Annotated in this window: 11 protein-coding genes; 3 read left to right on the forward strand and 8 right to left on the reverse strand. The window is 68.6% G+C overall.

The genetic code is table 11. From position 1 onward, the window contains the following. Positions 1–62 precede the first annotated feature (62 nt). Positions 63–2429, forward strand: coding sequence for a glycogen/starch/alpha-glucan phosphorylase (locus tag RIV14_RS06550; RefSeq protein ID WP_070659495.1), 2367 nt, complete (start codon positions 63–65; stop codon positions 2427–2429). A gap of 103 nt (positions 2430–2532) precedes the next feature. Here the strand turns inward: RIV14_RS06550 and RIV14_RS06555 are convergent, their stop codons facing one another. The 4 genes from RIV14_RS06555 to RIV14_RS06570 all read right to left on the reverse strand — a co-directional run bounded on the left by RIV14_RS06555 (position 2533) and on the right by RIV14_RS06570 (position 6774). Next, the gene (locus RIV14_RS06555; protein ID WP_075372651.1) at positions 2533–3474 is read right to left on the reverse strand and encodes a tetratricopeptide repeat protein; all 942 of its coding nucleotides are present in this window, start codon (positions 3472–3474) and stop codon (positions 2533–2535) included. Positions 3475–3641: 167 nt separating this feature from the next. Next, the gene (locus tag RIV14_RS06560) at positions 3642–4691 is read right to left on the reverse strand and encodes a DUF8094 domain-containing protein (RefSeq protein ID WP_075372652.1); all 1050 of its coding nucleotides are present in this window, start codon (positions 4689–4691) and stop codon (positions 3642–3644) included. Then, positions 4688–6463 (reverse strand): hypothetical protein, encoded by a 1776-nt coding sequence (locus tag RIV14_RS06565; protein ID WP_075372653.1) that lies wholly within the window; start codon positions 6461–6463, stop codon positions 4688–4690. The genes RIV14_RS06560 and RIV14_RS06565 overlap by 4 nt, the downstream gene beginning before the upstream one ends. A gap of 140 nt (positions 6464–6603) precedes the next feature. After that, positions 6604–6774, reverse strand: coding sequence for a hypothetical protein (locus RIV14_RS06570; RefSeq protein WP_178387871.1), 171 nt, complete (start codon positions 6772–6774; stop codon positions 6604–6606). A 151-nt stretch (positions 6775–6925) separates the two neighbouring features. Here RIV14_RS06570 and RIV14_RS06575 point away from each other — a divergent pair, with 151 nt between their 5' ends. Beyond that, entirely contained in the window at positions 6926–8554 is a 1629-nt protein-coding gene (locus RIV14_RS06575; RefSeq protein WP_070659505.1) for a DivIVA domain-containing protein, read from the forward strand. A gap of 9 nt (positions 8555–8563) precedes the next feature. Beyond that, positions 8564–9055, forward strand: a complete 492-nt coding sequence (locus tag RIV14_RS06580) for a hypothetical protein (protein WP_075372655.1) — start codon at positions 8564–8566, stop codon at positions 9053–9055. 43 nt (positions 9056–9098) lie between these two features. On the opposite strand, the gene RIV14_RS06585 is transcribed toward RIV14_RS06580, so the two are convergent. The 4 genes from RIV14_RS06585 to RIV14_RS06600 form a co-directional block, all read right to left on the reverse strand. After that, positions 9099–9389, reverse strand: a complete 291-nt coding sequence (locus tag RIV14_RS06585; RefSeq protein ID WP_070659509.1) for a hypothetical protein — start codon at positions 9387–9389, stop codon at positions 9099–9101. 104 nt (positions 9390–9493) lie between these two features. Then, positions 9494–10348 (reverse strand): carbohydrate ABC transporter permease, encoded by an 855-nt coding sequence (locus RIV14_RS06590; protein ID WP_075372656.1) that lies wholly within the window; start codon positions 10346–10348, stop codon positions 9494–9496. Between the two features lie 6 nt (positions 10349–10354). Continuing rightward, on the reverse strand, positions 10355–11284 hold the full coding sequence (locus RIV14_RS06595) for a carbohydrate ABC transporter permease (RefSeq protein ID WP_075372657.1): 930 nt from the start codon (positions 11282–11284) through the stop codon (positions 10355–10357). 142 nt (positions 11285–11426) lie between these two features. Then, positions 11427–12746 (reverse strand): ABC transporter substrate-binding protein, encoded by a 1320-nt coding sequence (locus tag RIV14_RS06600; RefSeq protein WP_075372658.1) that lies wholly within the window; start codon positions 12744–12746, stop codon positions 11427–11429. Positions 12747–13022 lie beyond the last annotated feature (276 nt).

Here is a 13022-nt window from a genome sequence, read left to right on the forward strand (position 1 = left end):
TGTTTCAGTCCGCTGCAAAATTCTTGCAGTCGGCGACCACGATGCCTGACAAGGGAAGAAGAATGACACAGAAACTGGTCACGAGCGCCCCCGCGCAGGTGCGCGCCGTATCCGGTCGCCCCGAGACCGCAGCCACCCTCATGGAGGTCTGGCAGGGCCTGTCCGCCGCCGTCGTCGACACTATTGCGGACGACTGGTACGCCACCGAGCAGAAGTACAGCGCCGGGCGCCAGGAGCACTACTTCTCCGCCGAGTTCCTCATGGGCCGCGCCCTGCTCAACAACCTCTCCAACCTGGGGATGGTCGACGAGGCGCGCGAGGTTGTCGGTTCCTTCGGCGTCAACCTCTCCGACGTCCTGGAGCAGGAGCCCGACGCAGCCCTGGGCAACGGCGGGCTGGGACGCCTGGCCGCCTGCTTCCTCGACTCCTGCGCCACCCTCGACCTGCCGGTCAACGGCTTCGGCATCCTCTACCGCTACGGGCTGTTCAAGCAGCTCTTCGAAGATGGCTTCCAGACCGAGCACCCCGACCCCTGGATGGAGGAGGGCTACCCCTTCGTCATCCGCCACGAGGAGGCCCAGCGCCTGGTGCACTACCGGGACATGACCGTGCGCGCCATCCCCTACGACATGCCCATCACCGGCTACGGCACCAAGAACGTGGGGACCCTGCGCCTGTGGAAGGCCGAGCCGCTCGAGGAGTTCGACTACGACGCCTTCAACTCCCAGCGCTTCACCGAGGCCATCGTCGATCGCGAGCGCACCTCGGACATCTCCCGTGTCCTCTACCCCAACGACACCACCTACGAGGGCAAGGTCCTGCGGGTTCGCCAGCAGTACTTCTTCTGCTCGGCCTCCCTGCAGCAGATCGTCGAGAACTACGTCAGCCACCACGGTGAGGACCTGACCGGCTTCGCCGACTTCAACGCCATCCAGCTCAACGACACCCACCCGGTGCTCGCCATCCCTGAGCTGATGCGCATCCTCCTGGACGAGCACCACCTGGGTTGGGAGGAGGCCTGGGAGGTGGTCACCAAGACCTTCGCCTACACCAACCACACGGTGCTGGCAGAGGCCCTGGAGACCTGGGAGATCTCTATCTTCGACCGTCTCTTCCCGCGCATCACCGAGATCGTTCGCGAGATCGACCGCCGCTTCCGCATGGAGATGGCCGAGCGTGGCCTGGAGCAGGACACCATCGACTACATGGCCCCCATCTGCGGGGACAAGGTGCGCATGGCCTGGATCGCCTGCTACGCCTCGTACTCCATCAACGGCGTCGCCGCGCTGCACACCGAGATCATCAAGCGCGAGACCCTGGGCGAGTGGCACGCCATCTGGCCCGAGCGCTTCAACAACAAGACCAACGGCGTCACCCCCCGCCGCTGGCTGCGCCAGTGCAACCCGCGCCTGTCGGCGCTCCTGGACGAGGTCACCGGCTCGGACGCCTGGGTCAAGGATCTCTCCGTCCTAGCCGAGCACACCGATTCCGTGGACGAGTCCGTCTACGACCGCCTGGCGGAGATCAAGCACGCCAACAAGGTGGACTTCGCCGCGTGGATCGCCCAGCGCGAGGGGATCGAGATCGACCCGGAGGCGATCTTCGACGTCCAGATCAAGCGCCTCCACGAGTACAAGCGCCAGCTGCTCAACGCCATCTACATCCTGGACCTCTACTTCCGCATGAAGCAGGACCCGAGCCTGCAGGTCCCCAAGCGGGTCTTCATCTTCGGGGCGAAGGCGGCCCCCGGGTACATCCGGGCCAAGGGCGTCATCAAGCTCATCAACGCCATCGCCGACCTGGTCAACAACGACCCCGTGGTCTCCCAGACCATCAAGGTCGTCTTCGTCCACAACTACAACGTCTCCCCGGCCGAGCACATCATCCCGGCCGCCGACGTCTCCGAGCAGATCTCGATGGCCGGCAAGGAGGCCTCGGGCACCTCCAACATGAAGTTCATGATGAACGGCGCCCTGACCCTGGGCACGCTCGACGGCGCCAACGTGGAGATCCTGGAGGCCGTCGGGGACGACAACGCCTACATCTTCGGCGCCACCGAGGACGAGCTGCCCGCCCTGCGTGAGAGCTATGACCCCGTGTGGCACTACGAGAACGTCCCCGGTCTCAAGCGCGTCCTGGACGCTTTCACCGACGGCACCCTGGACGACAACGGCTCGGGCTGGTTCGCCGACCTGCGCCGCAGCCTGCTGGAGGCCTCCCACGAGCCGGCCGACGTCTACTACGTCCTGGGCGACTTCGCCTCCTACCGCGAGACCAAGGACGCCATGGCGGCCGACTACGCCGACACCCGCGCCTGGCAGCGCAAGGCCTGGGTGAACATCACCCGCTCGGGCCGTTTCTCCTCCGACCGCACCATCAGCGACTACGCCCGCGAGGTCTGGAAGATCGACCCCGAGCCCATCGCCTGATCGTCATGGCATGAGCGAGTGCCCCTCACCACGATTGGTGAGGGGCACTCCTTTTTCCGTATGCGCTGGGCGCTGCCACGTCCTCAGCAGAGCCCGCCGAGGATCAGTAGAGCATGGTGGCCAGGCGGCGGCGGGCCTGGGCGACCTCCGGGGAGGTGGAGCCGATGATCTCGAAGAGCTCGAGCAGTCGCAGCCGGACCGTCTCCCGCTCCTCCCCCACGTGGGTTCGCACGGCCTCCAGGGCCCGGCCGAGGGCGGCGTTGACATCCCCCAGAGCCAGGGCGGCGTCGGCACCGGCCAGGGCCGCAGTCAGATCCGTGGGCGCGGCGTCGGCGGCTGCGAGGAGCTCGTGGGGGTCCTGGCCGTCCAGGCGGGCCATGAGGCGCACCTGGTTGCGGGCCACCTTGAGGTCGTCGTCGCCGGGGTTCTGGGCGATGGCGTGGGCGTAGACCTCCTCGGCGGCGGCGAAGTCCCCGGCCTCGATGGCCTCGCGGGCGGCCCGCTCGACCTCGGTCTCCTCGGGCTCGGCCTGGGGGTCACCGCCAGCCGCGCCATCGACGGCGATGGTGCCGTTGACACCGTTGGCGGCAGCTACCTCCAGCAGCTGGTCAATGACCGAACGCAGCTGCTCCTGGGGCACCGTCCCCTGGAACATCGGCACCGGCTGGCCCGCGATGAGGGCCACGACGGTGGGAATGGCCTGAGCCTGAAGGGCCTGGGCGACTTCGGGGGCGGCATCCACGTTCACGCGCGCCAGCTGGAAGCGGCCGGCGTACTGATCGGCGAGCTGCTCCAACGCGGCGGCGAGGTCGGTACTGGCCTGGCTGCGCGGAGTGTGCAGGACGATGACGACGGGAACCCGGGTCGAGACCTCGGCGGCCTCGCGCAGGCTGGAGGCATCGACGTCGACCACGAGCGGCACCGGCAACCCGGAAGCTCCTGAGGGGCGGTCCCCGGCGGTGGGGCTCAGGGTGGCGCCGGTAGAGCCGGCCAGCTTGGTGGCGGGGGCGAAACTGGACAGGTCGACGGCGCCGAACATGCTCATGGCAGCTCTGCCTTCCTCGGGCCGCAGCCCGGTTGCTTCATTGGTCTGGGTCTTTCAGTGTCCGTGGGCGCCGGCGCGGTTGGCGGGCCTCACGCTGCTCACCGGTCTGGGCGCGCCTGCGGCCCGACTCCGAGCAGTCACGGAGCCGGGCCGGGGACCGGAGGCGGTCAGGACGGCTTGGCCGACGCCGAAGCCGTGGGGGCCGGCGTCTTGGAGTCGTCCCGTTCCACCTTCATGAGCGCCGTCTCGGCGCCCAGAACGGTCACCTTCTCGTTGCTTCCCTCCTTGGGGATGGAGAAGGCCACCATGGAGTCGTAGGTGGCGGTCACGGTACCGAGGATCTTCTGGTTGCCACCCATGTGGGCGGCGACGTCACCCTGCAAGGTGAGGTCGGAGCCGTCAACGGTGCGCTTGTAGACCACCGTGAAGGTCAGGGTGGTGAAGACCAGCGCCCCACCGTCCCCCTCCTCCAGCTGCAGGCCCTGGAACCCGTCCTGGCCGGGAACCGCCGTCACGGTGACCTCGCCCAGGGACTTGAGATCGGTGGCTCGGGCATTCTGGACCTTTCGACGCAGATCGTCATCGGGGAAGGCTTTGCCGTTCTCACCGTCGGGGTGGTTGAGCGCATCGACGTAGGAGTCGAGGGCCGCCTTGGGGGTGGCGACCAGCCCGGTGGACTCGGCCGTCATCTGCTTGGCGTGCTGGGCCGACTGCTTGGTCAGCACGGGAATGCTCGCCTGCACGGCGAAACCCTGCACCCAGGCCCACACCTTGAACTGGTCCCGGGCCGAGCCCTGCTCCAGGGAGATGATCGAGACGCTCTTGTCGCCCTCCGAGGCGACCGCGGCGTTACGGGGGAAGCCGATGGTCTGCCCCACTCCCCCGCCCTGGATCTTCGTGGTCATGGCGTGGATGAAGGAGTCGTTCCCGCTGGCGGAGGCGGTGGCGTACTCGGCGGCACGGATCCGCGCCGCCGGACCGGACATGACCTCCTTGAGCTTGTCCGCGTTCTTCTCCTTGTCCGCCGCCGCCAGGCCGGTCTGGACGCGCTGGAGGATCTCGGCGAGCTGCTTGTCGTTGAGGACGGGCTCGGCGATCGGCGTACCGGAGGCCACGGTCTGGGCGGTCTTGGGCTGAGACCGCGAGCAGGCGGCCAGGCTCAGGGCGATGGCGGAGGCACCGCCTGCGCTCAGAAAGGCTCGACGGGTGGACATCATGCGCGCTCCTGGTTGTCGGGGTCCGCGGTGGGGTCTGGCTCACTGAGGGGCTCGGCGTCGACGGCCTGGATGACGGCGGGGTCGGCCTCGGGAGGCAGCTCGACGCCGTCGGAGTAGGAGGGCCAGGACACGGTGGTCGACGTCGCAGAGGAGTCCCCGAAGAAGCCGCTCGGGGAGAAGGCGGGGCCGCGCGCCGGCTCGACCTCCTGCTCACTCCAGCTCAGCGACGCGTCACTCACCTCCGGCTGGGCGAATCCGGTCGGCATCTGGAGGCCGGGGTCCTGCGACGGGGCCAAGGAGGCCGCGTCCTGGAACTCGGCGGTGTCGGTCTCGAAGGACTGCGCATCATCACCGCCCGCCACGTGGCTGGTGTGGTGCTCCGGCGGTGCGAAGCGGGAGTAGTCCGGGACGTCGGCGGGCTGGTCGGCCACCTGGTCCGCGCCCACGGCCATGTGACCGGCGCCGACACCGGTGCCGACGCCGTCACTGAGAGCCGGGGGGTTGGAGTGAGCCGATGAGTCGGAGGTGTTGGCAGCATCCGAGGTGATGGCCAGCGCCTCACCGTCCTGGAGGCCCTCCGGCTCCCGGGCGGCCCGGTACTGCCGGGTGGCTGTCTCATCAAGACCTGGGACGACGGACGCGCCTCGGGCAAGGCCGGCAACCGCGTGGTCGCCCTGCCCGCCGTGGCTCTCACCGTAGGAGGCCGCGGCTCCGTCACCGAACCCGCTGCCGGAGCCGGCACTGAGCCCGGTTGAGGGGCCGTCGTCGTAGTAGTCGGCGGGGAGGGCCTCAGCTGTCGAGGGGGCGGAGAACGTCTCGACGCCGTCAAGGTAGACGCGCCCGGTGCGCGGGTCGGTCCAGGGCTCGCCCGAGGCCTCGGCGCGCTCCTTGTCCCGCAGCTCTCGGCGGGTCAGCCGTCGGTCGGGATCGTCCACCTGGGGGATGCCCTGGGTGGAGACCGAGTCGGCGTTGGCGATGCGGGCCGCCCGCTCGGCCGAACGGGTGCGCCGATCGACATTGGCGCGGCGCAGCTGGAGGTCGATGAAGAACAGGAAGGCCCCCACGAGCACGAAGAGGCTGCCCAGAACCAGTCCCCCGTAGAAGTACCAGGGCGTCTCCACCTGGCGCTTCCAGCTGATGGTCAGGCCGGGAGCCGGGGCCTTGCCGTCGGTCATGGCCATGACGACGATCTGCTCGTCGACGTTCTTGCGCGGCAGCATGGCGCGGTCGGCGTCCTTGCCGGTGTTGAAGGTGACTGACGAGCCGCCGGTCTTCTCCCCCAGCCAGATGTCGGAGCCCGAGGCGGTCACGCCCTTGGCCTTGCGCGCCGAGCACTGCGAGCCGCCGGCCTGCGCGGAGGCTGAGGGCTGAGAGGAGGCCGCCGCGGAAGGAGCGGGAGTGGCATTGGCCGGAGGGCAGTACTGGGTCTCGTCCCTGGAGGACAGGGTTCCGGCATCGGCGTCGATACTGGTGACCACCGTGTAGGGCAGCGCGTTGTCGGCGTCGGGACTCATCCAGGCGTCGAGGTCGGCCGCCCTGGCCACGAAGAGGTGGACGTCCTTGCCGTCGGAGGAGCTCGCCGTCACGGTGACGTCAGAGTCCGCACCACTGAGAACCCCGGGGGCTGTGATGACGTAGGGCTGAGAAGGGCCGGAGGCGAACTTCGCCTCGACCTTGGAGCCGGGTTTCCAGATGGTGGCCGAGCAAACGGCCAGGGCGACGAGGACCAGCCCGAGGACGGTCACTACCACGCTCAAGATACGTCGACTCACGACGCGGATCTCCTATGCTCGCGGACGGTTGGACGACGGCCGGCTGCGGAGCCGGGTATCGCTGCGAGCGCTCACCGTGCGCCCGCCTAGGACCAGAATCGCATGATGGACCCCGCGACCGCACCGACCTCGGCGCAAGATCACAGCCAGACACGCGCTGAGCGAAGCGATATCTCCCGGAGTTCTGCCAGCAGAAAGGGCCTCGCCGCTCCGTCGAGCGGCGCTGCGGTCTCGAAGCGGAAACGGGGGAACGCGCGAAGAAACGCGCGCACGAGATCGGACACGCCCGAGCAGTCCACCAGTGCATCCATCCGCGACTCCTCCTGCTCGGTCGGGAACCGAACCACCACCAGCTTTCTGTGAGTATGGTCACTCTTTTGTGATTACCGCCCTGATCACACCCAATCGTTAGGCTTGCCCTGGTGGTGAGCGTCCCCAGCTCGCCAGGAGGAGGAACCCGACGTGGCTGAGGAATACAGCGAGTTTGCCATCACGATGCGCGGTTACGACCGCGCTCAGGTCGACCGGAAGCTGGAGCAGCTCTCGCGCCAGCTGGCCGACGCGCGTCGCGAGGTGGCCAGTCTTGACCAGCGCGCTATGACGCTGGCCGGCGAGCTGGCCGATGCTCAGCGCCGGCTGCGGGAGTCCGACAAGCCGACCTACGCCGGCCTGGGCTCACGGATCGAGCAGCTGCTGCGCAGCGCCGAGGAGCAGAGCGCCTCCGTCCTGTCCAAGGCCAACGCCGAGGCCGACGCCCTGTTGACCCGGACCCGGACCAACGCCAAGAACCTCTCCGAGCGCAGCGCCTCGGAGGCGGCGACCCTGCTCGCTGATGCCCGCCGAGAGGCCAGCGAGCTGCGCTCCCGCTCCCAGGGGGAAGCCTCGACCGCTCTGGCCAACGCCGAGGCCCGCGCCCAGGAGCTGGTCTCCTCTGCCTCGCGCAAGGCCGCCCAGATCTCCGCCGAATCCGAGGCGGCCGTCACCGAGATGCGAGCCAGCGCGGAGCGCGAGGCCGCACTGGTCCTGTCCCAGGCCCGCAAGCAGGCTGCCGAGATCGCCATCACCTCCGAGCGCGACGCCACCGCCAACCGCGAGGCGGCCGCGGCCGAGGCCGACGAGCTGCACAAGACCTCCACGGCGAAGGCCGAGGAAATCCTCTCCGCAGCCAAGCAGGAGGCCGAGCTGACCGTTGGCAAGGCCAAGCGCGAGGCCGAGGAGATCCTCACCTCGGCGCGCAACGAGTCGGAGACACTGCGTCGCTCGGCCACCGACGAGGCGGCCGCGGCCCGCGCGGAGGCCACCGAGCTGCGCCAGCAGGCCACCCTGGAGATCGCAGCGGCCCACGAGCAGGCCGCCCAGGAGGACTCCGACGCCCACGAGGCCACGCGCGAGCGCATCCGCGAGATGCAGGAGCAGGCCCAGATCCAGGCCCAGGAGGCCGAGGAGCGTCTGCAGGAGGCGCTGTCCCGGGCCGAGGAGGTCCGCGCGCGCACCGACGCCGAGGCCCGCAAGCGCCAGGAGGAGGCCGTCACCCAGGCCGAAGAGACTCTGGCACAGGCCCGCATCGAGGCCGAGCAGATCATCAGCGACGCCCGTGCGGACGCCGACGTCACCGCCCAGGTGGCCGCCCGCCAGCTCCAGGAGCTTGAGCGCCAGCGCGACTCGGTCGCCGCCTACCTCACCGAGATGCGCGGCGTCCTGGGAGGCGCACTGCCCCAGGCCCCCACCTTCTCCGACCACGTCGCAGCCCTGCCTCAGGAGTCGAGTCCGGCTCCGGCTCCAGAGCCGCCCTCCACGGAGTCGGCGGAGTCGGCAGAGCCGGCAGCGTCCGGCAGTGCCGGCAGCCCGCGCTCCGCCGCCTCGGGCAGCGCCTCCTCCGCGCCGTCGGCCACCTCGGCGGCCCCCGCGCCGGCCGCGAACAAGGCCGCTGCGGCCTCAGGCAGTGGCCAGCAGCCGGCCCCGAAGAACGCCCAGAAGGGCGGCCCCGCTCGCATCGAGCACGTCCCGGCCCCGGGGAAGAGCTCCAACGGCTCCGGTAACTCCGGCAACTCTGCCAACCGCCACCCCCGTCAGGGCAAAGGACGTCGCTGAGACGCTGACATGACAGTCGACGACGCCGCCCGGTCCGAGACCGAGTCCACCAGCTCTAGCGGTTCTGGTGACTGTGACTGGGCGGCGTCGCGTCGTCGTGCGGCCGCGCAGCGGGCCCGCATGCTCCAGGAGCGTCAGGATGCCGAGCACGCCCGGGCCGCCCGCATCGTGGGGCTCTTCCTCACCGTCGCCCGCAAGGAGGGCCTTGAGGACGTTCCTCTGCGGGTGCGCGGCTACGGGGGCGGTAGCGCCCGAACCCCGTTGCGCGGCTGGTACCTGAGGGCCGACGAGACGGTCGGCATCGACACGCAGGGGAGCTACTACGTCCTGTCGATGCCGTTGAGCCTGGGGCAGCGCCTGCGCGGTGTCAGGCCCGAGAGCCAACCGGTGCCGATGACCATCGGCGAGGGCGGACGCGACGGGGACATCGTGCCGCTGCGCTTCGCGCTGGACCGTCTGCTTCCGGGCTGGGAGGAGCGCTGCGAAGAACCGCTCGTGTGACTCTCAGCCCCGCTGCCCCGCTGTCTCCCGCCGGCGTCGGGCTCTACCAGAGGCGCCGCTCCCAGCATGAGGTGTGCCAGTGACGCCGCTCCTCCAGTCCGCGGTCGGCTCCGAAGAGGGACTCATTGCTCCAAGCCACCACGTGCGCGGTGCCGGCCGGGATGACGCGGTGGCAGCCGGGACAGGTGTAGGACTTGTCCCCGCCACGCAGGTGGCGCACGGTGAAGTCGGCGCCGCCGGGGCCGGTCTGGGTGCGCGGCACGGAGGCGAGACGGTCCATGCTCAAGGGGATGTGCCCCTGCCCGTAGGGGCGCTTGGATCTGCGACGTGCCATGCCCCGATCACATCACATCCGGCTGCCATCCCCAAGCCGGGGCGGCAGCCGGATGCGAGAGCAGGCGGGAGCGTAGGACGCGGGGCGAGCGGTCCGGGCCGGTCTCAGCCCTTGACGGATCCGGCCATGAGGCCGCCGACGAAGTACTTGCCCAGCAGGATGTAGACCGCCAGGGTCGGCACCGAGGCGATGAGCGCCCCGGACATGGAGGCCCCGTAGTCGGCCAGGATCGAGCCGTGGGCCAGGTTGTTCAGCGCCAGCGTCACCGGCCCGGACTGCGCCCCACCGCCAAAGAACAGGGCGAACAGGAAGTCGTTCCAGGCGGAGGTGAATTGCCAGATGAGGACGACGACGAAGCTGGGCACCGAGATCGGCAGGACCACCGAGGCGTAGGTGCGCAGCATGCCGGCCCCGTCGACCCGGGCGGCCTCAATGAGCTCGTGGGGAATGGTCTCGTAGTAGTTGCGGAAGATGAGCGTCGTGATCGGGATGCCGTAGACGACGTGCATGAGAATCAGCGTGTGGATCCCGAAACCCAGGTCGGCGCTGGTCACCAGGCGCATGAGCGGGATCATGACCGCCTGGTAGGGGATGAACATGCCGAACAGGATGAGGGTGAAGACCACGTTGGCCCCGGGGAAGCGCCACTTGGACAGGACGAAGCCGTTGGCGCTGCCCAGCATCGCGGAGATGATCGAGGAGGGGATGACCAGCGCCAGGGAGCGCAGCAGCCCGCCGCTGAGCTGGTTCCAGGCGTTGGACCAGTTCTTGGTGACCCAGACCTCGGGCAGGTACCAGGTGCGCGAGGGGTCGGCGTCGGCGGATCCCTTGAAGGAGGTGACCAGCAGGACGTAGACCGGGATGAGGACGAGGACCACCGAGGCCAGCAGCAGGATGAAGCGGACGGTCTGGCCCCAGCCGGGGCGGCGCGCACTGCGCGTCGTGAGTGCCTGTGTCATGGTCGCTCACCTCCTGCCCTTGGCGTCGTGGATGAGGTAGGGGATGACGGCGACGGCGACCAGGACCAGCAGGATCGTGCCGACGGCGGCGGCGTTGGAGTAGTCGTTGTCGGTCATGAAGTTGAACATGTCGATGGCCGGGACCTTGGTGGAGTAGGTGCGCTGGTCCGTGATCGACATGATGAGGTCGAAGGACTTCAGGGACATGTGTCCGATGATGATGACGGCGCTCAGGGCGATCGGGGTCAGCTGGGGGAAGATGATCGACTTGTAGAGCTGCCACTCGCTGGCGCCGTCGACCCGGGCGGCCTCACGCAGGTCATCGGGAATGCCGCGGAAGCCGGCCAGGAAGAGCGCCATGACGTATCCGGCCAGCTGCCACACGGCCGGCAGCGCGATGGCCAGGATCCCCCAGGTGGTGTTCTGGGTCCATGAGTTCTCCAGGAACCGCAGGCCGGTCATCTCGAACAGGCGGTTGAGCCCGGAGGCGCTCTCCCCCTGCGCAGAGTTCAGCAGCCACCGCCACACCACGCCCGAGGCCACGAAGGACACGGCCATGGGGAACAGGAAGATGGAGCGGAAGATCCCCTCCCCCTTGATGGGGCGGTCCAGGAGCCAGGCCCACAGGAAGCCGACCACGAGGGTGCCGGCCAGGAAGGTGACGGTGAACAGGATGAGGTTGATGAAGGAGTGGCGGAAGTCCGGGTTGCCGAACAGGGTCGTGAAGTTGCTCAGCCCGACGACGGTGGTCCCCCTGCGTCCGGAGACCTGGCCGGCGGTGTGCATGTCCAGCAGAGAGGTGTTGATGTTGATGCCGATCATCCCGTAGACGAAGACGCCGACGAGGATGATCGAGGGCGAGATGAGCAGGAGGCCCGGGCCCCACTGCCTCCAGCTCGCCCGACGGCGCCGCACGGGGGCGCTCTTGGTGCTCACAAGGTTCTCCTGATGCGTAAGTGACGGAAGGGTTCCGCCTGTCGTGGTGATGAGCGCCGGCTGGGTGATCGGCGGGAGGGTGGCCCCGGGGACGGGGGCGGACCGGAGCGGGCGCACGGCCCGCCCCGCCCCGGGGAACCGGTCAGGAGGCTGCAGCCGCCTTGAGGTCGGCCTGCAGGGCGGTGACGTCTGAGGCGCCCTGGGCGAACTTGGTCAGGGCGTCGTTCATCGCGTTGGTGGCCTTCGACGGCAGGGCCGCGCCGTGAGCGATGGAGGAGACGATCTTGTCCTTGGCGAAGGAGTCCATGGCCGAGCGCTGGTAGTCGGAGAACTTGGCCTTCTCCTCGTCGGTGAGGTCGGTGCGGGCCGGGATGGAGCCCTTGACCGTGTTGAAGGCGATCTGGCCGTCCTTGGAGGAGATGGCGTTGAGCCAGTTCTTGGCACCGCCTGGGTGCTTGGCGCCGTCGGGCAGGGTGAAGGAGTCGGCCAGGAAGTCGAAGACGCCGTCGGTGCCCGGGACCGGGAAGTAGACGTAGTCCTGGCCGGCCTTCTTGCCGGCGGCGTCGAAGCCGGCCACGGCCCAGTCTCCCATGACGTTGAAGGCGGCCTTGCCGTCCATGATGGGCTTCATGGCGGGCTCCCAGTCCTCGGTGTAGAGGGAGGAGTCGGTGAAGCCCACGATGGTCTTGTAGTGCCCCAGCGCCTTGGTGACCTCGGCACCGCCCCAGTCGGTCTTGCCTGCGAAGAGCCCGTTGTAGGCGTCCACGCCCAGGTCGGCGATGAGGATGGTCTCGAGCAGCTCGAGCTGGGTCCAGGCCATGCCCATGGTGATGGGCGTCAGGCCGGCGGCCTTGACCTTCTCCATGTCGGCGATCCAGGCGTCGATGGTGGTGGCGGGCTTGGTCGGGTCGAGCCCGGCGGCCTTGAGCGCGGGCACCGAGGCCCACACGACGTTGGCCCGGTGGATGTTGGAGGGCACGGAGTAGATCTTGCCGTCGGAGTCCTTGAGGCGGTCCATGAGGGTGGCCGGGAAGGCCTCGTTGAGCTTGAACTCCTCGTAGAGGCTGGAGACGTCCAGCAGGTAGCCGGCCTCGATGTGGTCCTTGATCTCGGCGCCGGCGTGGGCCTGGTAGGTGTCCGGCGGGTTCTTGGCGGCCAGGTCCGCGGCGAGCTTCTGCTTGGCCTGGCTGCCGGCGCCGCCGGAGACGGCCTTGTTCTCGAACTTCGTCTTGGGGAACTGCTGGTTGAAGACCTTGATCAGGGCGTCCAGGCCGAGCTTCTCCGAGCCGGCCGACCACCAGGTGACGACGTCGACCTGGCTGGCGTCCCCTTCACCGGCGGCTCCACCGGACTTCGAGCCGGAGCTGCCGGAGGTCGCGCAGGCGGCCAGGGTGGCGGCGACTGCAGTGGTTCCCAGCCCTGCCAGCACGGCGCGGCGGGAGAGGTAGTGGGTGGGACGCATGGGACTGCTCCTTAGAAACGACGGTGTCTCATGACCACGGCACCGTTGCCGCGGGCTGGGAGCTCAGATGTTGTCTAGTCATCTGAACTCCCCAGGAGAGTAGACCTAAACTGAGCGAAACTCAAACACATAGTGCGTAAACAATCATTGTACTGGTCGTGAGCTACAGGTCTATACCAGCAATGACGGAGATTCATTCCCCACCTCATCCGCTACAGACGTGAAAAAAGTCCTCGCCGCTCAGGTGAGCGGCGAGGACCATAGGACGGAAGCGGA

Origin of the sequence: Actinomyces acetigenes (genome assembly GCF_031296635.1) — a bacterium.
Lineage (GTDB): Bacteria > Actinomycetota > Actinomycetes > Actinomycetales > Actinomycetaceae > Actinomyces > Actinomyces acetigenes.